Origin of the sequence: Streptococcus sp. 210928-DFI.4.42, from assembly GCF_020554365.1 — a bacterium.
GTDB classification, from domain to species: domain Bacteria; phylum Bacillota; class Bacilli; order Lactobacillales; family Streptococcaceae; genus Streptococcus; species Streptococcus parasanguinis_S.
On the sequence record NZ_JAJCHF010000010.1, the window covers coordinates 17,844 to 39,300 of the forward strand.

Sequence of the window (21,457 nt, forward strand, 5' to 3'; positions counted from 1 at the left end):
TACAATGAAACCAAAAACGGTTAAGTTACCATGAAAGGATCTACATGACTCATTTTCACACCATTGTCATCGGTGGTGGCCCAGCAGGTATGATGGCGACCATTGCCAGCGCCTCTTATGGCCAACCTACGCTACTGATCGAAAAAAATAAAAAGCTGGGCAAGAAACTTGCTGGTACCGGAGGAGGTCGCTGTAACGTCACGAATAACGGGACCTTAGACGATTTGATGGCCGGTATCCCTGGAAATGGCCGTTTTCTTTACAGTGTGTTTTCCCAATTTGATAATCATGATATCATCCTATTTTTTACCGATAATGGCGTCAAGTTAAAAGTCGAAGATCATGGCCGGGTCTTTCCTGTTAGTGATCAATCTCGCACCATTATTCAAGCCTTAGAAAATAAGATCCTTGAGCTAGGTGCTAGTATTGCCACCAACTGTGAAGTGGTCTCTGTCACCAAGCCAGAAGACATCTTCATCGTCAAATCATCTGAAAACACTTGGACAGCCGATAAGCTGATCGTCACAACCGGAGGCAAATCCTACCCCTCTACCGGCTCTACCGGCTATGGACACGAAATTGCCCGCCACTTTAAACACACCATCACCGATCTCGAAGCGGCAGAAAGTCCTCTTTTGACAGATTTTCCACACAAGGCCCTCCAAGGGATCTCTCTGACAGATGTGACCCTCAGCTACGGCAAACACATGATCACCCACGATCTTCTCTTTACTCATTTTGGACTTTCTGGACCTGCAGCCCTTCGGATGTCCAGCTTTGTTAAAGGCGGGGAAATCTTATCTCTGGACCTCCTTCCGACCACTTCTTCTCAAGAGTTAAAAGACTTTCTAGAAGAGTATCGAGAAAAGGCGATTAAAAATAGCCTCAAAACCCTTCTTCCTGAACGGTTAGCTGATTTCTTGGCGCAAGGATTCCCTGAAAAAGCCAAGCAACTCACTCCTAATCAGACAGAAGAGCTGATCCAAAAGATCAAAGAGTTGCCTATCCCCGTCACTGGGAAGATGTCACTAGCCAAGTCCTTTGTCACCAAGGGTGGTGTCAGCCTTAAAGAAATCAATCCAAAAACCCTAGAAAGTAAGCTCGTTCCTGGACTCCACTTTGCAGGAGAAGTCCTCGATATCAATGCCCATACAGGCGGTTTTAATATTACATCCGCCCTCTGCACCGGTTGGGTAGCAGGGAGCCCTCATTACTGATAGAAATTCACTAACTTTATTCTTCATCTATTGAAATAAAATTTTTAAAAATTCTTTACAAGTTAGTATTTACTTGATAGAATGGATTGGTATAAAATTTATAAAGGAGATTATTAGAATCATGGATTTTGATTTTAGTGTTAAACTCTTTTCAGAGTTTATTGGAACGGCTTTGCTGCTTATCCTCGGAAATGGTGCAGTTGCAAACGTCGAATTAAAAGGAACAAAAGGTCATCAAAGCGGTTGGCTTGTCATTGCGATCGGATATGGGATGGGAGTAATGATTCCAGCCTTAATGTTTGGTAATGTTTCAGGAAACCACATTAACCCAGCCTTCACTCTTGGACTTGCAGTTAGCGGACTCTTCCCATGGGCAAATGTTTTACCATACATCGTTGCTCAACTTCTTGGAGCTATGTTTGGACAATTGGTTGTCGTTGCGACTCACCGTCCATACTACATCCAAACTGAAAATCCTAACAACATCTTAGGAACATTCTCAACGATTTCTAGTTTGGATAAAGGAACTCCTGAATCACGCAAAGCTGCTACAATTAATGGCTTTATCAACGAGTTTGCCGGATCATTCGTCCTTTTCTTTGGTGCCCTCGGCTTGACGAAACATTTCTTTGGTGCTGAGGTTGCAGGTCTTGCTCAAAAAGCTGCTGCTGAACAAGGAGGAGTCTTTAATGCTACCACATCAGCAGCAAAATTGGCTTTATCACAAGCACACGCTTCAGGTTTAGGAATTGCTCACTTGGCTCTTGGTTTCCTTGTTATGGCTCTTGTTACGTCACTTGGAGGTCCTACTGGACCTGGTTTGAACCCTGCTCGTGACTTTGGTCCTCGTTTGGTCCATGCCTTCCTTCCAAAATCTGTATTAGGAGAACACAAAGGGGATTCTAAATGGTGGTATGCTTGGGTACCAGTTGTAGCCCCAATTCTTGCTGCTATCTTAGCTGTATTATTGTTCAAAGTTATCTATCTTCGTTAATCTATCAAAAAAAACGAACTCGATTTTCCATCGAGTTCGTCTTTTTATTGTTCTTTGGTTAATGAAAAACGGAAATCATTGTATTTGGTGTAGTCAAATTCTGTATTGAGATCCGTTGTGAAAACAATCGGTGTATAGTGTCCTTCTTCTAAGACAAAACCAGGTTCAAATCGGAAGTTTGCTCCACCTAGCCCTGTGATCCCAGGAAGCAAAGCATCAGCCCCATCAAAGCCTTCAACATTCCAATAATAGATATTGCCTGTTGCTTGGACTGCTCTTGCTGTATAGGTCGCTGTCCGAGTCGGTTCGCTATCATTTTTGAAGCTAACCACTGTTGTCACATTTCCATTGGCATCCACTGTCATTTTAATCGCATCTGCTTGTGGGCTAGATCCTACCCAAGTTCCCACCAATTCTGCAGGGACAGTAGCTTGCGTCGTAGTAGACGCATTCTCAGTCTTACCAGAGTCTTTTGAAGTTGTCGCGCTACTGGCTTGAGTCGAAGAGCTAGCTGTATCGTTTGCCTGAGAAGAAGATGCTGCACTCTTTTTGCTATTGCTTTTGGCTTTTTTCTCTACCTTGCTGGTAGATGCTTTTGCTGATGAGGTAGCTGTCTTTTTATCCTTTGCACCACAACCACCGAGAGCTAGACCAAGTGAAGCAGCCACCAGAACAGCGGCACTCCAACGGAAGATTGATTTTTTCATAAGATCACCTCTTTATCTTTCTGACTCCCATTATACTCCAATTGTTACAAAAATCAAGTTTTTTTGTAACAATTGTAATTTTTTTGTAACATATTTTTACATTTAAAATACCAATCGTAATAGGGCGATCAAGACAATTCCAAACAAAACGGTTCCCATAAGGTTTTTGTAACGAAAGGCTACAAAGAGACTGGGAATGGTCACTACTAGGTCCAACCAGTGAAACTGCGGGAGGCTTCCAATTTTCCCATCTACTAAGCTTGATAAAACCAAGGCAAAGATAATGGAAATAGGCAGGTATTTGAGAAAGCGAGTTACAGGAGCCGGCAGTCCCTTGTATTTGACTAATAGGAAGGGCAAGATCCGAGGAATCCAGGTAACGAGGGCTGAAGCCAGAATGGCCATGAAGATATAATTATTCATGCGCATCACAGACCACCCCCACAAAACAGCCGATCAAGGTCGCAGCTAGCACAGCTAGCGGTTGCGAAACAAAAAAGAGTAAGAGAAAGAAACTCACTGCTACTGCTAACAGCACCGTGAGCATAGTCTTGATCTTTTCTGTCAGTTGCATTCCTTGAAACTGGGCTGCAAAAATCCCAATAAACATAGCCACCAAAGCAAAATCAAGCCCAAAAGCCTTTGGATCAGGTAGGAGAGATCCTAGAGCTGTTCCGATAACCGTCGCACTGATCCAGGCCACATAGCCTACTAGATTGTTCCCATGCATCCAAGGAACTGTAATGGTATCCGTCTTTAACTTCTCACTCAAGTAGACCCCATAACTCTCATCGGTCAGGAGGCTTCCAATCCCAATGGTATGAGCGAGACTAGCATCCTTAAAGTCAGACGAGGTATGCAGACTCATCAACATATTACGGAGATTGATCAAACACACCGTCAAAGCCATATTCAATATCGAAGAATGAGCCGCAATCAGAGAGATCATCGCAAACTGGGCCGCCCCAGCATAGACCAATACACTCATCAAGGCCATCTCCAAAGGAGAAAGATAGGGAGACGCCACCACACCACAAGCCAGGCCAATACTGATATAGCTCAAAGCCGTCGGTAGCGCGTCCCTCACCCCCTGCCAAAAATCTTTTTCCACTCTCTCACTCCTTTCTGAATCATTGACTTCTATTATAACACAAGAAAAAAGGTTGAAAAAGGACCAATGAGAGAGAAAGCTTTATAATCCCTTCGCAAATCCGCTACTAGTTGGTGAGATCCCAGCAAAAAAGCCATTGGACCTTGCACATCCAATTGACTCCTTTTTCTTATTCAATTCCTTCAAAGGCTAGGCTTGGTTTGGCATTGAGGTCCCAGCCTGCGAAGTTTTCTTTGTTCCACTCACTGACACTGGCATAGGCGATCATCCCTGCATTGTCCCCGCAGAGGCGCAGAGGCGGAATGATGACCTTGACATCGGTGATCTCAGAAGCCAAGCGTTCACGAAGACCTTGGTTAGCTGCGACCCCACCAGCGACGACTAAGGTTTTGACTGGGTATTTCTCCAAAGCCTTCTTGGTCTTGGCCATGAGAATGTCTAATACGGCTGCCTGAAAGCTTGCAGACAAGTCTTCATTGGAGAGGTTTTCTCCTTTTTGTTGCGCATTATGGTGCAGATTGATAAAGGCCGATTTGAGCCCTGAAAAAGAGAATTCCAGATTGTCTTCCTTGATCATGGCCCGAGGGAAATCGTAGACATCAGATCCTTGGTGGGCCAGCTGATCAATTTCACGTCCTGCTGGATAGGTCAAGCCCATGACGCGCCCGACCTTGTCATAAGCCTCTCCGACAGCGTCATCACGGGTCTCTCCGACGATCTTATAATCACCCGCTTCACTGACGTAGACTAGCTCTGTATGTCCTCCACTCACCAGCAAGGCCAAAAGTGGAAATTCTAAGGGCTCGACGCTTTGAGCAGCCATCAAGTGTCCTGCCATATGATTGACAGGAATCAAAGGGAGTCTATGCGCCCAGGCAAAGGCTTTGGCCGCTGCTAGGCCAACTAAAAGAGCCCCAACCAGGCCTGGACCGTAGGTGACAGCCACAGCTGTGACATCGGCTTCAGTGATGCCAGCTTCTTCCAGGGCTTCTTCAATACAAGCGGTGATGACTTCCACATGGTGACGAGAGGCTACCTCCGGCACCACCCCTCCAAAACGCTTGTGACTTTCGATTTGACTGGCAATGACATTGGACAAGAGTTGGTCGTCATTTTTCAAGACAGCCACACTGGTCTCATCACAAGATGTCTCAAAAGCCAAAATATATCTATCTTTCATTTGGGTTCCTCTTCATGATCACAGCATCCTCTATGGGATCGTGATAGTAGTTCTTCCTCCGTGCAATTTCTTCAAAATGCATTTTTTTGTATAAGCCTTGGGCCGGTTGATTGGACACGCGCACTTCTAAGAAAATCTCTTTTTGGTCCGGCAACTGCGCGAGTAACTGCTGAGCTAGGCCTTGGCCTTGAAAGGCGCGCTTGACCGCAATCTGTAAGACTTCTGCCTCATAGAGAGTTTCTTGAATGGCGACAAACCCAAGGACTTGCCCCTCATCCACAGCTAGGAAATAGAAGATCGATTCCTGCTCTAAATCAGCTTCAATCTGCTCCAACTTCCAGGGACTAGCTTCATAGACATCTTCCAGCACAGCGAGAATAGCAGCCGCATCCTGGACGCTCCCTTTCCTGATTGTTCCTTTCATCATAGGCGCTTGATGTAAGAGGTCGTTGTTTCCGTGTGGTCTTTGAGCCAATTTTCCTCTGCTTCGACCCGCTTGAGATAACGAGGGACAAAATCATGGAGGCTAGCAGGCGCTTGTTTGAGACCGAGACGTCCGATTTTCACTGCATCTGGCAAGGTTTCATAGTAAGTAGCCCTTGGCAGGCTAGAGGCAATCTGCTCCTTAAAGCCCGTGACTTCTCCGACAAAGGTGACCTGCTCACCCGTCGCTGCACGCTCTAGGACTTCCTCAAATGGAAAATGCCCTTCTGGTGCGACCAGCTGATCATCTTGGTAAAAACCTGCATAAACGTTGTTTCGACGGGCATCCATGACAGGAACTACCAAACCTTCTAGATCATCTGGCACTAAGGCTAAGAGGCTCGAAACCCCGACCAATTCAATCCCTAAGGTATGAGCCAAGGTCTTTGCGGTTGCGACTGCAATGCGCAGCCCAGTGTAACTCCCAGGACCTTCTGCCACCACGATGCGGTCCAAGTCCTTGGGTGTCAAGTCGATCTGTTGCATCAAAAAATCGATGACCGGCATCAAGGTAATACTATGATTCTTTTTAATGGTTAATGTTGTTTCTGCAAGTAGAGTCTCATCTTCTAAAATCGCTACAGAAAGAGCCTTACTCGAGGTATCAAATGCTAATAATTTCATTTCCTACTCCTCTTGAACTGGATTATATTATACTACAAATTCCCTTCAAATCCCAGCGAAACTTTCCCTTAGAGGAGAGGATTTTCCTATCCAAAACCGCTCAAAAGCTTCTCTATTATAGGTCTTTGCTTCTCTGACTTTTCCAGTCTATCTTTTACTTACAGGCAAATTTATGATATAATGATAATTAATTGTATCGAATCAGGTCCACTGGTTGCTAGTAGGAAACTCTAGTGATTGCACTCCTCCGTAGTTAACAAATAGACCGAAATAATGAAAGGAAAATTACTTCATGATTTACAAAGTTTTTTATCAGGAAACTAAAAACCGCAACCCTCGTCGTGAAACCACGCATGCACTTTATCTCGATATTGATGCACCAAATGAACGCGAAGGACGCATCCAAGCTCGTCAATTGGTTGAAGCAAACACAGATTTCAACATTGAATTTATCACACCACTTTCTGAGCAACACCTTGCTTACGAGAAAGAGTCAGGTGCTTTTGAACTAACGGAGTACTAATCCATGGCTTATACCTTAAAACCTGAAGAAGTTGGTGTATTTGCCATTGGTGGACTTGGAGAAATCGGAAAAAATACCTACGGGATCGAATACCAAGATGAAATCATCATTGTCGATGCTGGGATCAAATTTCCAGAAGATGACCTCCTTGGGATCGACTATGTAATCCCAGATTACTCTTATATCGTTGACAATATCGATCGCGTCAAGGCGGTCCTCATTACCCACGGGCACGAAGACCACATCGGTGGGATTCCTTTCCTTTTGAAGCAAGCCAATGTCCCTATCTACGCTGGACCTTTGGCACTTGCCTTGATCCGTGGAAAATTAGAAGAGCACGGCCTTCTTCGTGATGCCAAACTCTACGAAATCAACCAAAACACTGAGCTTCAATTTAAAAATCTTAAAGCAACCTTCTTCCGTACGACTCACTCGATTCCAGAACCTTTGGGAATTGTGATTCACACCCCTCAAGGAAAGATTGTCTGTACCGGAGACTTCAAGTTTGACTTTACACCTGTTGGTGAACCAGCTGACCTCCATCGCATGGCAGCCCTTGGAGAAGAAGGCGTTCTCTGCCTACTCTCAGACTCAACCAACGCAGAAGTCCCAACCTTTACCAACTCTGAAAAAGTGGTTGGCCAATCCATCATGAAGATCATCGAAGGCATCCACGGGCGCATCATCTTTGCTTCCTTTGCTTCGAATATCTTCCGTCTCCAACAAGCTGCCGAGGCAGCTGTCAAGACAGGTCGTAAGATCGTTGTCTTTGGACGCTCGATGGAAAAAGCCATCGTCAATGGAATCGAGCTTGGCTATATCAAGGTCCCTGCTGGAACCATTATCGAGCCAAATGAGATCAAAGACTATGCGGCCAATGAAATCCTGATCATGTGTACAGGAAGCCAAGGAGAGCCAATGGCAGCCCTCTCTCGGATTGCCAACGGAACGCACCGCCAAGTGCAACTCCAACCAGGAGATACCGTGATCTTCTCTTCTAGTCCGATTCCTGGAAATACAACCAGTGTGAATAAATTGATCAATACGATTTCTGAAGCGGGTGTCGATGTCATTCACGGGAAGATCAACAACATCCATACTTCTGGACACGGGGGGCAACAAGAACAAAAACTCATGCTCCGCTTGATCAAACCAAAATACTTCATGCCTGTCCATGGTGAATACCGGATGCAGAAGATCCACGCAGGACTTGCGCGTGATTGTGGAGTAGAAAAAGACAATATCTTCATCATGAGTAATGGTGATGTCCTCGCTCTTACAGCTAACTCTGCTCGGATCGCAGGAAGCTTCAATGCTCAAGATATCTATGTCGATGGAAACCGCATCGGGGAAATCGGGGCTGCTGTTCTTCGTGACCGGAGAGACCTTTCCGAAGACGGTGTTGTGCTTGCTGTTGCGACTGTTGACTTCAAATCGAAGATGATCCTGGCTGGACCAGACATCTTGAGCCGTGGTTTCATCTACATGCGTGAATCAGGAGATCTGATTCGTGAAAGCCAACGCATTCTCTTCAATGCTATTCGTATCGCCTTGAAGAACAAAGATGCCAATATCCAAACTGTCAATGGTGCGATTGTCAATGCCCTTCGCCCATTCTTATACGAGAGCACGGAACGTGAACCTATCATTATTCCTATGATTCTCACACCAGATGACGAAAATTAACAAAACAACCAGTTGAGACCATTGTTTCAACTGGTTTTATGGTGTCTTTTTGAGAATCAAAAAGAGAGTGGGACAGAAATCGGTAATTCGTTAGAATTCGATTTCGTCGTCCCACCTCCGCACAGTTGAGTAGGGCTGTAAAAGCTGATGAAATCAGTGTAGTAGAGCCCACTCAACCACTGCGTCTTGCTCGACAATCCAAAAATAATTGAGAGGCTAGGACTTTTGTCCTAGCCTCTTTACTCTTGTTTCTTAATAAAGATCTAAATAGTTGTCTACTTCCCATTGGGATACGAAGGTCGCATAGCTTGCCCATTCGATTCGTTTGGCTTCAAGGAAGCTGGTGTAGATGTGTTCACCCAAGGCAGCTTTCACCACTTCGTCTTCTGTCAAGGCTTTCAAGGCATTGTGAAGGGTAGAAGGGAGATCTGTGATTCCAGCTGCTCTACGTTCTTCTGGTGTCATCACATAGATATTTTCTTCGATCGGAGCAGGTGCTTCGATTTTATTTTCAATCCCGTGAAGGCCGACTTCAAGCAAGACAGCCAAGGCTACATAAGGATTGGCCATTGGGTCTACGGAACGCAATTCCAAACGAGTTCCCATCCCACGTGAGGCTGGTACACGTACCAATGGGGAACGGTTGCGACCTGCCCAAGCGATATAAACAGGTGCTTCATATCCAGGAACCAAACGTTTATAAGAGTTGACGGTTGGGTTGGTCACGGCTGTAAAGTTGTAGGCATGCTTGATCAAACCACCCAAGAAGTGATAAGCAGTTTCTGACAATTGCATTCCACGTGGATCTTCTGGATCAAAGAAGGCATTGTTGCCATCTTGGTCAAAGAGAGACATATTACAGTGCATACCTGATCCGGCAATTCCAAATTTTGGTTTGGCCATAAAGGTTGCATACAAACCGTGTTTACGAGCGATGGTCTTCACAACGAGTTTAAAGATTTGAATCTTATCACAAGCGCGGAGCACTTCATCATATTTGAAGTCGATTTCATGCTGACCAACGGCTACTTCGTGGTGGCTGGCTTCTACTTCAAAGCCCATCTTGGTCAAGACATTTACGATTTCACGACGAGTGTTATCTGCAAGGTCTGTTGGAGCCAAGTCAAAATAGCCACCTTTGTCGTTTACTTCAAGAGTTGGATCTCCATTTTCGTCCAACTTAAAGAGGAAGAATTCTGGTTCTGGACCAAGGTTAAAGGATTTGAATCCAAGTTCTTCCATATGACGAAGGGCACGTTTCAAGTTGCCACGTGGGTCCCCTGCAAATGGTTCTCCTTCTGTCGTATAGACATCACAGATCAAGCCAGCTACGCTACCATTTTCATCTCCCCAAGGAAAGACTGTCCATGTATCCAAATCTGGGTAAAGATACATATCTGACTCGTTGATACGGACAAATCCTTCGATAGAAGAACCATCAAACATGGCTTTGTTTGAAAGAACCTTGTCCAGTTGCTCATCGGTAGCTGGAATTTCGACGTTCTTCATGGTTCCCAAAATATCAGAGAACATCAAGCGAATAAAAGTAACATTTTTTTCTTTTACTTCACGGCGAATATCTGCAGCAGTAATTGACATTTTTGTCTCCTTAAAATAGATTACAAGCTTATGAAATGATCAACGAAATTGACCATATGGCGATGGGGAAGATGTGAAGCGACTTTGCTGAAGAATGTCACGATGAAGAGCCTTACGGATCTCTTCTTGACTGACAACCTTGGTTTGCTCTTGCTCTTTTTCCGCATATTTCTTCTTAATATCCGCAATATTGAAGCCATCTGAGATATAATCTTTGATCTCAAGCAAGCGGTCCATATCGTCCAACGAATACATGCGGCGATTGCCTTCTGTCCGGTCAGGAGAAATCAATCCCTGATCTTCATAATAACGAATCTGGCGAGCTGTCAAGTCGGTCAGCTTCATAACACTGCCAATCGGAAAGACTGCCAGCGAGCGTCGTAATTCCTTTTCCTTCATACCATTCCTCTTTCTATTCTATTATATCGAAAAAAAAATCTATGTCAAGATTAAATGTTACATAATCTTACATAGGTTTTTTGTGTTTCTTGAGAAAATCGCGAATGCGATCCACATCCGAATTGACCAAAATCGCAACGAAAACGCCAATAAAGGTCTCAAATATTCGGGCAAAAACATACAAGAAGGTTTCTCCGTTAGGAATCGAGAGGGTAATGATCAGCATTGCCGAAACTCCTCCAATAATTCCTGCTTTGTTATTCATAGCAACATTTGTCATAATGGTTAACATGGTCGCAATGGGTACAAAAATCAGAGTCACCCAATACGCCCCATGAAAGAACGTTTTTAAAAGGAAGAACAATACAGCATAAAAACCTCCGATACTGTTGCCCATGACACGCGAAGCCCCGAAATGGACACTCTTATCAAAGTCTTCCCTCAAACTAAAAACAGCTGTCAAAGTCCCGATCTGAAGGCCTCGCCAGCCAAATATTCCAAAAATAAGTAGTACAATAAAAACGGCAATCCCTGTTTTAAAGGTTCTCATCCCCAAACGGAATTTGGACCAATCAAATTTGTGTCGTTTAAAGTAATCCATGGTCACCTATCTTTCTATTTCTATTATTCTACCATATTTTCAGAAAGGAGAGAACAGATATCAATAGAAAGAAAAAAGAGAGTGGGACAGAAATCGGCAATTCGTTAGAATTCGATTTCGTCGTCCCACCTCCGCACAGTTGAGTAGGGGTGTAAAAGCTGATGAAATCAGCGTAGTAGAGCCCACTCAACCACTGCGTCTTGCTCGACAATCCAAAAATAATTGAGAGGCTAGGACTTTTGTCCCAGCCTCTTTCATTCTATTTAGATTATTTGTCTGTAAGAGCAGCCAATCCTGGAAGTTCTTTCCCTTCAAGGAGTTCCATAGAAGCACCACCACCAGTAGAGATCCATGAGAATTTGTCTGCACGGCCAAGGTTGATCGCAGCAGCAGCTGAGTCACCACCACCGATGATTGATTTAACGCCTGGTTGTTTCACGATAGCGTCCATCACACCGATTGTACCAGCTTGGAAGTCAGGGTTTTCAAATACACCCATAGGTCCGTTCCATACAACTGTTTTCGCACCAGTCAATTCTTGGTCGAATTTAGCGATTGATTTAGGACCGATATCCAAACCAAGGAAACCTGGGTCTACTGCTTCACCTTCAGTGTCTTTCACTTCAGTGTAGTCAGCAAATGCGTTCGCTTCTTTTGAGTCAACTGGCAAGATCAATTTGCCGTTTGATTTTTCAAGAAGAGCTTTCGCCACATCCAATTTGTCTTCTTCTACAAGTGAGTTACCGATTTCGATACCTTGTGCTTTGTAGAATGTGTAAGTCATCCCACCACCGATAAGAACTTTATCAGCTTTTTCAAGCAAGTTTTCGATAACACCGATCTTGTCAGATACTTTAGATCCACCAAGGATAGCTACGAATGGACGTTCTGGAGCTTCAACTGCTTCTTTGATGTAAGCAATTTCGTTTTCAAGAAGGAATCCAGCAACAGCTTTCTCAACGTTTGCAGAGATACCAACGTTAGATGCGTGTGCACGGTGAGCAGTACCAAATGCATCGTTTACGAAGATACCATCTCCAAGTGATGCCCAGTATTTACCAAGTTCAGGATCGTTTTTAGATTCTTTCTTGCCGTCAACATCTTCGAAACGAGTGTTTTCAACCAAGAGAACTTGTCCATCTTCAAGAGCGTTAACAGCTGCTTCCAATTCAGCACCACGTGTAACACCTGGGATAAATTTCACTTCTTGACCTAATTTAGCAGCCAAGTCAGCAGCTACAGGAGCAAGTGATTTACCTTCTTTATCTGCTTCTTCTTTTACACGTCCAAGGTGAGAGAAGAGGATTGCACGTCCACCTTGTTCAAGGATGTACTTGATAGTTGGAAGAGCTGCAGTGATACGGTTATCGTTAGTGATCACGCCATCTTTTACAGGAACGTTGAAGTCAACACGAACGAGAACTTTTTTCCCTTTCAAGTCAACGTCTTTAACAGTCAATTTTGCCATTAGATATGACTCCTTCTTTTTTTAATACATGATAATTATATCACAAAAGCTGTAAAAGAGGTAGAAAAATCCAATGCTTTTCCCTTCTAATTCGTAGGATCCGAACGACACTTCTAGATACAAGATCAAACCTCTCTAGTTTTCACCAGAGAGGTTTTTTTGAGAGTGACTTTTTAAGTGAACAAAAGAATCTTTTAGAAGACTTACTCTTCCTTCTTCTTACCAGCCAAGAGGAAGCCGCCTAAGGCTGCTAGAAGAACAGCTTCAGCTGCAAAGGAAGCTTCTAGGCTTGCCGTATTTGGTAAGTGTTCCGATTGACTTTCTTTGCTGGCATCTTTTGTTCCTTGCTGAACCGTTGGCTGTGAGTTCGCTCCTTGGTGGGCACTTAACAACTGATGGATCTCTTGATCGACCATATCCTTGTGTTCTTCCTCTTGATGACCCGCTTGAGTAGAAGTCGTTGTGGCCAACTGATCCACTTGAGAAGACTCTGTAGGCTTCAATGGATTAGCTGGATCCGGAGTCACTGGGGCAGCTGGTTGGACTGGTTGATTTGGTTGAGCCGGTTGAACAGGCTGATCAGGTTTAGCCGGTTCCTCTGGTTGGATCGGTTGATCTGGTCCTTCCGTTTGTGCTGGCTTATAGACAATCGCATAGTGAGTAAAGTGAGGAGCTGTAAAGATGACCACATCTCCAACTCTCTCAAAGGCCAAGGATTGAGGAGCTTGACCTTCTGGGAAGAAGAGGACTTGCTCCACTTCTTTATCCTTATCCACAGGGATTTTCACAAGGGATGGATGCTGGGTATCGACATCCTGACCGCTTGCATCGACTCCTTCGATATCAAAGATAGTCGCTTCTCGTCCCTTCAGCTCTTCTTTTTCTGCCTGATTGGCTTCAACTTTTGCGACTTTTAGTCCTTTGACAACGGTTGGCTCTAAGTTGGAGAATTGAACTTCGACTCCAGTCGCAGGGTCTACAAAGACCGCTGGCTTGTCTTCTTTCAGGAGCGCAATCAAGGTCTCTAGACCTGTCTTAGCCGTTTCAAGCGCTTCAGGAGTGAGCTCTGAAGAAGCTAGGAGCTCTTTATTTTTCTCAACCAGTGCCTGTAAAGCTTCACCAGAAGGGTGATTTGGCTTGCTTGCTAATAGAGCAGTCGCTTCTGTTGTTAGGGCAGAGAGAGCTTCTTTCTCTTTGACTAGATTAGCTTGACCATCCAAGGCTTTCAAGAGAGCGGTCAATTGGTTCAACTGCTCATTGACTTGATCTTGTGTGCTGGTATCATGCTCTTTCAAGACTTTTTCAGAAGCAGCCATTCCAGCTAGCAAGGCTTCTTTGACTTCTGGAGTGGCAAATGTAAAGTCTACTTTGGCTTTTGCAGCTTCAGCTTCAGCCAATTTTTGCTTGAGGTATTCATCGTTGAGAGCTGGTTTTGGATTGACGAGGACATCAAAGCTTGTGCTAGCTCCTTTGTAATGGACAGTGATGGTTTGACGACCTTCCTTGGTCGTATCAAAGCCAGTCACTTCCACACCTTCATCTGTCAAGGCATGCGTTTCGGTCGTTTCATCTTCAAAGACGACTGTAAAGCGTCCACCCTCCTTCTCCAATGCTTCTCCGACAATATATTCCACTTTTGGTTTGTCGGTCAATTCTAGACCAGCAACTGCTTTTTCACCTGCTTCCTCTGCACTGACCACAAAAACAGTGAGGGTCTTATCCAATTTCTGACCAAGGTAAGAGACTTCTAGGTGTTGTTCTCCAAGCTTGCTACTGTCAAATCCATGAATCTCTACACCTGAGTTGGTGAGATTGACCAGTTGATCTGCTTGGCCATCTTTATAATGAACGCGGAGAGTTGCCCCTTTCAAGGAAAGAGCATCCCCTTCCCGGTAAACCTTCTTGGTCAAACCATCTTCAAATTGAAGTCCCGCAATTTCTTTATCATTCTTTGGAACTTCGATCGCCAGAACATTACTGATATCTTTTCCAGGTTCTTGCGCACGATAGTAAAGAAGAGATGGGGTTGATTCAAAAGCGAGCGGTTTAAAGATGAGATTTCCAGCTTGATCGGCTGTCATGGTCGCAATTGGACTAGTGGCTTCTTTATCGGCATAAAGAGTCAGAGTAGTATGAGCTGGGACATCTTTGAAACCGACTTGGACAAAATGATTACCTAGGTTTTGCGCTGCAGCATGTTTCATCGGGATGTTGACCGTTTCAGTATCCAGACTTTCATACATCTTCCAGTTGTAAATCCGGATGGCTTGCCATGGGGTGCCGTTATCGGCTGTAATGACATGGAGACGCCAGTCTTGAGCCTTGATCGGATGATCAAGTGTAATGTCAGATACATGGGCTTTATTGCCACGAACTTCCTTGGCTAATTTCCACTCACCGGCTTCATCCTTGTAGTAAAGGTCGAAGTCACGGGTATTCATCTTGCCATCATCGACAGACTCTCCACCAGCACCAGCATGGTCCATGACCCAACGAACAATGGTCCGAGGTTGTGTCAAGCGGATATCGACGGTTCCACTCAATTGAGCAGAAGACCATTTATCTGAAAGACTGGTAATAGTCCCATTTAACATGCCTTCAATGCCTTCACTACCATCCGCATCTGGGAAGCTTGAACCGATCACTTTGGCTCCGATGACTACGTTTGGCGCTAAAGCTTTTGGAAGACTGGTATCTGACACGGTCATGCCCCAATCAAAGGCCACGGTTCCCGCATCTGAACGTTGACCATTCTTTCCAACTGCCACAACCTTGAGGTCCTGAGTAGTTCCTTCAGCACTTGCTGAACGGCTAACTTTTGGTAGATAGACGGTTGTCGCAGAAGACCCTGTTAAGAGACGCCAGTTATCACCATCTTTTTCATAGACTTCATAATAATCTGCATCTGCTACCCCTTTAAAATTGAGGACTGCTTCTGCTTCTTGCGCATTTTGTAGGCGTTTTGCCCGAACGGATACTTCTGCTGGAGTAGCTGGTTTCTCTTGGTTCGACGTAATCGACAATTGGCCGAGATTAAATTTGTAGTCTTTGACATCCGTATCATGGTCAAAGAACATCTTCACAGCATAAATGGTCTTGCCAGCCAAACTTCCCAAATCAAAGGTTTGAGTAGACCAATCTGCACTCGGTGTCAATTCTTTCCATTCATATTCAGAGTAGTCCTCTTTTGTGGCAACAGCTACCCAGGCAGCTGCTCCTATCCCACCTTTATGACTGACGCTCAATTTTGTCGTTTCTGTCACAGGAATCTTGGTCGAATAGAGCATGACATTTTGACTGCTATTGGCTTTTAAATCCCCTTCAAAGGCTAGAGAATTTCCTCCATTGTAGGCTTGATCAAAATCATAGCGACCTTTCAATGGTGTACTATCTTCACTATGCTCTACCCACCAACGCCAGGTTGGAAGGTAGCCAGAAACAGAACGGTAGTTCCATTCCCCTTCTTTAGAAATCTTGCCGTCCACAAACCAGTGTTTTCCGTGTCCAGTGTTGAAGGAAGTATTAAAATCTTCACTTGTGATTGGGGTTTTATCCACTACTAGATTGGACATACCGTACCAAGATTGGTCTGCTGGTTTCCCTTTGGTCGGATCTCCTTGGAAACCTGTCCAGAATAGATCTTCATGGGTATGGTAACCTTCTCCAGTCTTTCCTAGACCTGTAATGGTATCTGGCGCATAAAGACCAAGGGATAGACGCAACTTGCCATGTTCATCTAAAATAGCATTCCAGTCTACATTAGTCTTATAAGAGCCTCCTTTTTGGAGCTCAAGTCCAGCTAGAACATCATAAGGATTCCGATGAATCCATTTGGCTGTACTGATGGAATAATCAACTTCTGATTTGCCCCAGTTAAAGTTAGCAAAGAAGGTATCAACTGGATTTTCCCCATTTTCTGGCTGCATGAAATTGTAGTTGTATTCTCCCAGCGCATTCTCATGGTAACGACCATATTCATAGGTCATAGCATCATACCAGGAATACTTAATCGGATAGTTCAGACTCTTCGCATATTCCTTGGTATAAAGAAGAAAATCTCTCAATTTTGGACCCAATGGTTCTACAAGATTTCCGGTTGTTTCTTGGTTGATAAAGTAACCATCAAAGCCATAGTACTTGGCCAGTTCTACTAATTTACGGGCGATCGGGAAGGTCTTAGACCCTTCACTATCTTCTTTCAAGGTTTCTGCAAAATGTTCTTGATCCTTGATGCTGCTAGACCAGTTATAAAAGATTGTTCCATAAATAGGAACCCCATTTCGGTGTGCAGCATCGATCACATCTGCTGATGGGACCAGCCCTTCCCAAAAGACCATAGAATCCAAATATTGCCAGTAATCAAAAGCATAGGCCTTAAACTCTTCCCCGCCGACAGACGCATGATCCTTGGCTTTGGAGTTCATGTTTGACAGCGCTTGGATCTTCGCTTCAGGGTTGGCTTGTTCATTAATTTGTTTTCCTTGGAAACGACTCGCAAGTGGAACGCTTGCTCTGTTCATATCGTCATCCACTCGTTTTCCTGGTTCCCACTTCAAGAGATCGTCCCAGGTATCGAACTTAACTTCTTTGGGTCTTAATTGTTTTTCTTCATTGGTTGGTAAATCAGCCACTTTCTCAGCAGTAGCTTTCGGTTTTTCAGTCTCTGAAACAGCTGGAATATCTGTAGTTGTCGAGCTAGCTTCTGTACTTGTAGGACTAGCCTCTGGAGTGACCGCTTCTGCGGCTGGTTTTTCCGTTTCTGCAGCAGGTAAGGCCGCTTCTGCAGTATAGACGCCAGCTTCTCTCACTAGATGATTGATGTCTTCGGTCGCTACTGAAGAGGTTTCTAAGGGGTGTTCACTAGTAGAAACCGTCTCATCTGCAGAGACAGCGCCTGTTCCTAAAAATGCTAACCCAATCAATGCGGAACAAACTCCCACACTGAATTTTCGTATACTAAATCGTTCTTTCTTTTCAAATAGATGACCCTTCATCTTGACCTCCTTGTATGGTTTTTTTCTTTTTCTTGAGCGATTTCCATTGGCTCCTTTCTCCACGACCTGTAATCGCTTTCGTTTTCTTGTATTAGAAATCTCCAATCAAGGATAGGATACCCTAATCTATTTAGCACTGTCAATCAATTTTAGCAATTCCTATAATATGATGAGAAAGCCCTAAAAAAAGTACAAAAAAAGAGGAGGTTTCCCTCCTCTCATCATACGCATGAATTATTTAGCAATTTTTGCGAAGTATTCAAGAGTACGAACAAGTTGTGCAGTGTAAGACATTTCGTTGTCATACCATGAAACAACTTTAACCAATTGTTTACCGTCAACGTCAAGAACTTTAGTTTGAGTTGCGTCAAACAATGATCCGTAAGACATACCTACAACGTCTGAAGAAACGATTGGATCTTCAGTGTAACCGTATGATTCGTTAGCTACTGCTTTCATAGCTGCATTTACTTCATCAACAGTAACGTTCTTTTCAAGAACAACTACCAATTCAGTAACTGATCCAGTTGGAGTAGGAACGCGTTGTGCAGCTCCGTCCAATTTACCGTTCAATTCAGGGATAACCAAACCGATTGCTTTAGCAGCACCAGTTGAGTTAGGAACGATGTTAGCAGCACCAGCGCGTGCACGACGAAGGTCACCTTTACGGTGTGGACCGTCAAGGATCATTTGGTCACCAGTGTAAGCGTGGATAGTAGTCATCAATCCTTCAACAACACCGAAGTTATCTTGAAGAGCTTTAGCCATTGGAGCCAAGCAGTTTGTAGTACATGAAGCACCTGAGATAACTGTTTCAGTACCATCAAGAATATCGTGGTTAGTGTTAAATACGACTGTTTTAACATCTGATCCACCAGGAGCAGTGATAACAACTTTCTTAGCACCACCAGCATGCAAGTGTTTTTCTGCAGCTGCTTTAGTAGCAAAGAAACCAGTTGCTTCAAGAACGATTTCTACACCGTCGTTAGCCCAGTCGATTTGTTCTGGATCGCGTTCAGCAGAAACTTTAACGAATTTACCGTTAACTTCGAATCCACCTTCTTTAACTTCCACAGTACCGTCGAAACGACCTTGAGTTGTATCGTATTTCAACAAGTGTGCAAGCATAACTGGATCTGTAAGGTCGTTGATGCGAGTAACTTCAACACCTTCTACGTTTTGGATACGACGGAAAGCAAGACGTCCGATACGACCGAAACCGTTAATACCAACTTTAACTACCATTCGTGATTTCCTCCTTATGAAAATCAAAAAAATTTTTGTGAAAAGAGTAACTTGACAAAGCGCCAAACATCTTTTAACAGTCTCTATTATATACTTTATTGCATTAAAAAGCAACTATTTCCCAACGAAAAGCAAGATTTATCATAGATCACCACCTCTTTTATTAAAGTTTTTCACAAAGTCTTGTTTGCTAGGAAGAGCACTTTTTTACTTGTATTCACTTTTGGAACAAAGAAAAACTCTTCCCAAAGTGGGAAGAGTTTTTAAGCATTGGTAAATTAAGCTTCACCTTTAGCTTTTTTAATGATTTCTTCTTGTACTGATTTTGGTACATCTTCGTAGTGGTCAAATACCATCATGAAGGTACCACGTCCTTGAGTTGCAGAACGAAGGACAGTAGCGTAACCGAACATTTCAGCAAGTGGTACATATGCACGAACGATTTGGCTTGCACCGTGTGCTTCCATACCATCTACACGTCCACGACGAGCAGTTACGTGACCCATAACATCCCCAAGGTTTTCTTCAGGAACTGTGATGGTTACAAGCATCATTGGTTCAAGGATAGCTGGTTGTGCAGTCTTAGCAGCTTCTTTAAGTGCAAGAGATGCAGCGATCTTGAAGGCAGTTTCAGATGAGTCGACATCGTGGTATGAACCATCGTAAAGCTTAGCTTTCACGTCAACCATTGGGTAACCAGCAAGAACACCGTTCGCCATAGATTCTTGAAGTCCTTTTTCTACTGCAGGGATGAATTCACGTGGAACCACACCACCGACGATCGCATTTTCGAACTCGAATCCTTTACCTTCTTCGTTTGGAGTAAATTCGATCCAAACATCACCAAACTGACCTTTACCACCAGATTGACGTTTGAAGAATCCACGTGCTTGTGTAGAAGCGCGGAATGTTTCACGGTAAGATACTTGAGGAGCACCAACGTTAGCTTCAACCTTGAATTCACGTTTCATACGGTCAACAAGGACATCCAAGTGCAACTCACCCATACCAGAGATAACTGTTTCACCAGTTTCAGGGTTTGTTTCAACGCGGAATGTTGGATCTTCTTCAGCCAATTTTTGAAGGGCGATACCCATCTTGTCTTGGTCTGCTTTAGATTTAGGCTCAACCATCAATTGGATAACTGGTTCTGGAACTTCGATTGATTCAAGGATAATTTTTGCTTTTTCATCTGTCAATGAGTCACCAGTTGTAGTATCTTTCAAACCAACAGCAGCAGCGATATCTCCAGAGTAAACTGTTTCGATTTCTTTACGAGTGTTGGCGTGCATTTGAAGGATACGTCCGATACGTTCACGTTTACCTTTAGAAGTGTTCAATACGTATGAACCTGAGTTCAAGACACCTGAGTAAACACGGAAGAATGTCAAACGACCTACGAATGGGTCAGTCATGATCTTGAAGGCAAGAGCTGCAAATGGCTCTTCATCAGATGCTGGACGTTCTTCTTCTTCGTCTGTATCTGGGTTTACACCCTTGATTGCAGGGATATCAAGTGGGCTTGGAAGGTAGTCAAGGACCGCATCCAACATCAATTGAACCCCTTTGTTCTTGAAGGCAGAACCACAAAGTACTGGGTAGAACTCAACGTTGATTGTAGCTTTACGGATACCAGCTTTCAATTCTTCGTTAGTGATTTCTTCCCCTTCAAGGTATTTCATCATCAAGTCTTCATCAGTTTCAGCAACTGCTTCAACCAATTTTTCACGGTATTCTTGAGCTTGTTCAAGGTATTCAGCTGGAATATCTTCTTCAAGGATATCTGTACCAAGGTCGTTAGTATAGATTTCAGCTTTCATCTTGATCAAGTCAATGATTCCGCGGAAGTCATCTTCAGCACCGATTGGCAATTGAATTGGGTGAGCGTTTGCTTGAAGACGGTCATGAAGTGTGCTTACTGAGTAAAGGAAGTCAGCACCGATTTTATCCATCTTGTTAGCGAATACGATACGTGGAACTCCGTATTCAGTTGCTTGACGCCAAACTGTTTCAGTTTGAGGCTCAACACCTGATTGTGAGTCAAGAACGGTTACAGCACCGTCCAAAACGCGGAGTGAACGTTGAACTTCGATAGTGAAGTCCACGTGTCCTGGTGTGTCGATGATGTTTACACGAGTGTCTTTCCATTGAGCTGTTGTAGCGGCAGATGTGATGGTGATACCACGTTCTTGCTCTTGCTCCATCCAGTCCATTTGTGACGCACCTTCGTGAGTTTCACCGATTTTGTGAATCTTACCAGTGTAGTAAAGGATACGCTCAGTTGTAGTTGTTTTACCAGCATCGACGTGAGCCATGATACCGATATTACGAGTTTTTTCAAGTGAAAATTCGCGTGCCATGAGGTTTGTTTCTCCTATATTTTTTATTTCTATATTCTATTATAACATGATTTAATAAAAACGGATAGGCAGGACCTACCCGTTCTCAGTGTTTTCATGCTAAGTTTTGGTTCCAACTTGTAAGAAGAGTTGAATTGGGTCCAAGAGCTGACGAAGCTTAATTGAACTCGGGCTAAAAGCTCAAGTTAACTGATTTGAACCCGAGCGAGGCCCGGTGCAAAAAAGATAAACTGCTTTGTGTTCACGGAACACTGCATCAGTTTCCT

General features: G+C 44.0%; 17 protein-coding genes. 4 read left to right on the forward strand and 13 right to left on the reverse strand.

Features of this window, described 5'->3' with window-relative positions; translation table 11 throughout:
* The first annotated feature begins 44 nt into the window (after positions 1–44).
* Both LIZ08_RS05230 and gla read left to right on the forward strand, forming a co-directional pair.
* Positions 45–1,217 (forward strand): NAD(P)/FAD-dependent oxidoreductase, encoded by a 1,173-nt coding sequence (locus LIZ08_RS05230; protein ID WP_227038429.1) that lies wholly within the window; start codon positions 45–47, stop codon positions 1,215–1,217.
* Positions 1,218–1,338: 121 nt separating this feature from the next.
* A complete protein-coding gene (gla, locus tag LIZ08_RS05235; protein ID WP_227038430.1) occupies positions 1,339–2,211 on the forward strand; it encodes an aquaglyceroporin Gla in 873 nt (290 codons plus the stop codon).
* A 44-nt stretch (positions 2,212–2,255) separates the two neighbouring features.
* On the opposite strand, the gene LIZ08_RS05240 is transcribed toward gla, so the two are convergent.
* The 6 genes from LIZ08_RS05240 to tsaB all read right to left on the reverse strand — a co-directional run bounded on the left by LIZ08_RS05240 (position 2,256) and on the right by tsaB (position 6,316).
* Positions 2,256–2,918: a hypothetical protein gene (locus LIZ08_RS05240; protein ID WP_155128017.1), complete on the reverse strand. Its 663-nt coding sequence runs from the start codon at positions 2,916–2,918 to the stop codon at positions 2,256–2,258.
* A gap of 102 nt (positions 2,919–3,020) precedes the next feature.
* Positions 3,021–3,347, reverse strand: a complete 327-nt coding sequence (locus tag LIZ08_RS05245; protein WP_182448465.1) for an AzlD domain-containing protein — start codon at positions 3,345–3,347, stop codon at positions 3,021–3,023.
* Positions 3,334–4,029: an AzlC family ABC transporter permease gene (locus tag LIZ08_RS05250; RefSeq protein WP_070449401.1), complete on the reverse strand. Its 696-nt coding sequence runs from the start codon at positions 4,027–4,029 to the stop codon at positions 3,334–3,336. Before LIZ08_RS05250 ends, LIZ08_RS05245 begins: the two co-directional genes overlap by 14 nt.
* A 169-nt stretch (positions 4,030–4,198) precedes the next feature.
* Positions 4,199–5,209, reverse strand: a complete 1,011-nt coding sequence (tsaD, locus tag LIZ08_RS05255) for a tRNA (adenosine(37)-N6)-threonylcarbamoyltransferase complex transferase subunit TsaD (protein WP_118095578.1) — start codon at positions 5,207–5,209, stop codon at positions 4,199–4,201.
* Positions 5,199–5,636, reverse strand: coding sequence for a ribosomal protein S18-alanine N-acetyltransferase (gene rimI / locus LIZ08_RS05260; protein ID WP_049471953.1), 438 nt, complete (start codon positions 5,634–5,636; stop codon positions 5,199–5,201). The genes tsaD and rimI overlap by 11 nt, the downstream gene beginning before the upstream one ends.
* Positions 5,633–6,316 (reverse strand): tRNA (adenosine(37)-N6)-threonylcarbamoyltransferase complex dimerization subunit type 1 TsaB, encoded by a 684-nt coding sequence (gene tsaB / locus LIZ08_RS05265; RefSeq protein WP_118095580.1) that lies wholly within the window; start codon positions 6,314–6,316, stop codon positions 5,633–5,635. The genes rimI and tsaB overlap by 4 nt, the downstream gene beginning before the upstream one ends.
* Positions 6,317–6,608: 292 nt before the next feature.
* Between tsaB and LIZ08_RS05270 the strand changes: the two genes are divergently transcribed.
* Positions 6,609–6,839, forward strand: coding sequence for a DNA-directed RNA polymerase subunit epsilon (locus LIZ08_RS05270; RefSeq protein WP_195487297.1), 231 nt, complete (start codon positions 6,609–6,611; stop codon positions 6,837–6,839).
* Between the two features lie 3 nt (positions 6,840–6,842).
* Complete coding sequence (gene rnjA, locus LIZ08_RS05275; protein WP_003008868.1) at positions 6,843–8,525, forward strand: ribonuclease J1; 1,683 nt, start codon at positions 6,843–6,845, stop codon at positions 8,523–8,525.
* 252 nt (positions 8,526–8,777) lie between these two features.
* Here rnjA and glnA read toward each other — a convergent pair whose 3' ends face one another.
* The 7 genes from glnA to fusA all read right to left on the reverse strand — a co-directional run bounded on the left by glnA (position 8,778) and on the right by fusA (position 21,191).
* Entirely contained in the window at positions 8,778–10,124 is a 1,347-nt protein-coding gene (glnA, locus tag LIZ08_RS05280; RefSeq protein ID WP_003008870.1) for a type I glutamate--ammonia ligase, read from the reverse strand.
* A gap of 39 nt (positions 10,125–10,163) precedes the next feature.
* Positions 10,164–10,523: a MerR family transcriptional regulator gene (locus LIZ08_RS05285; protein WP_003008872.1), complete on the reverse strand. Its 360-nt coding sequence runs from the start codon at positions 10,521–10,523 to the stop codon at positions 10,164–10,166.
* Between the two features lie 67 nt (positions 10,524–10,590).
* Positions 10,591–11,124: an FUSC family protein gene (locus LIZ08_RS05290; protein WP_195327003.1), complete on the reverse strand. Its 534-nt coding sequence runs from the start codon at positions 11,122–11,124 to the stop codon at positions 10,591–10,593.
* Positions 11,125–11,392: 268 nt separating this feature from the next.
* Complete coding sequence (locus tag LIZ08_RS05295; RefSeq protein ID WP_003002974.1) at positions 11,393–12,592, reverse strand: phosphoglycerate kinase; 1,200 nt, start codon at positions 12,590–12,592, stop codon at positions 11,393–11,395.
* 203 nt (positions 12,593–12,795) lie between these two features.
* The gene (locus tag LIZ08_RS05300; RefSeq protein WP_227038431.1) at positions 12,796–17,586 is read right to left on the reverse strand and encodes an endo-beta-N-acetylglucosaminidase; all 4,791 of its coding nucleotides are present in this window, start codon (positions 17,584–17,586) and stop codon (positions 12,796–12,798) included.
* Positions 17,587–17,820: 234 nt separating this feature from the next.
* The gene (gap, locus tag LIZ08_RS05305) at positions 17,821–18,831 is read right to left on the reverse strand and encodes a type I glyceraldehyde-3-phosphate dehydrogenase (RefSeq protein ID WP_006154814.1); all 1,011 of its coding nucleotides are present in this window, start codon (positions 18,829–18,831) and stop codon (positions 17,821–17,823) included.
* 278 nt (positions 18,832–19,109) lie between these two features.
* Positions 19,110–21,191, reverse strand: a complete 2,082-nt coding sequence (gene fusA / locus LIZ08_RS05310) for an elongation factor G (protein WP_003003071.1) — start codon at positions 21,189–21,191, stop codon at positions 19,110–19,112.
* Positions 21,192–21,457 lie beyond the last annotated feature (266 nt).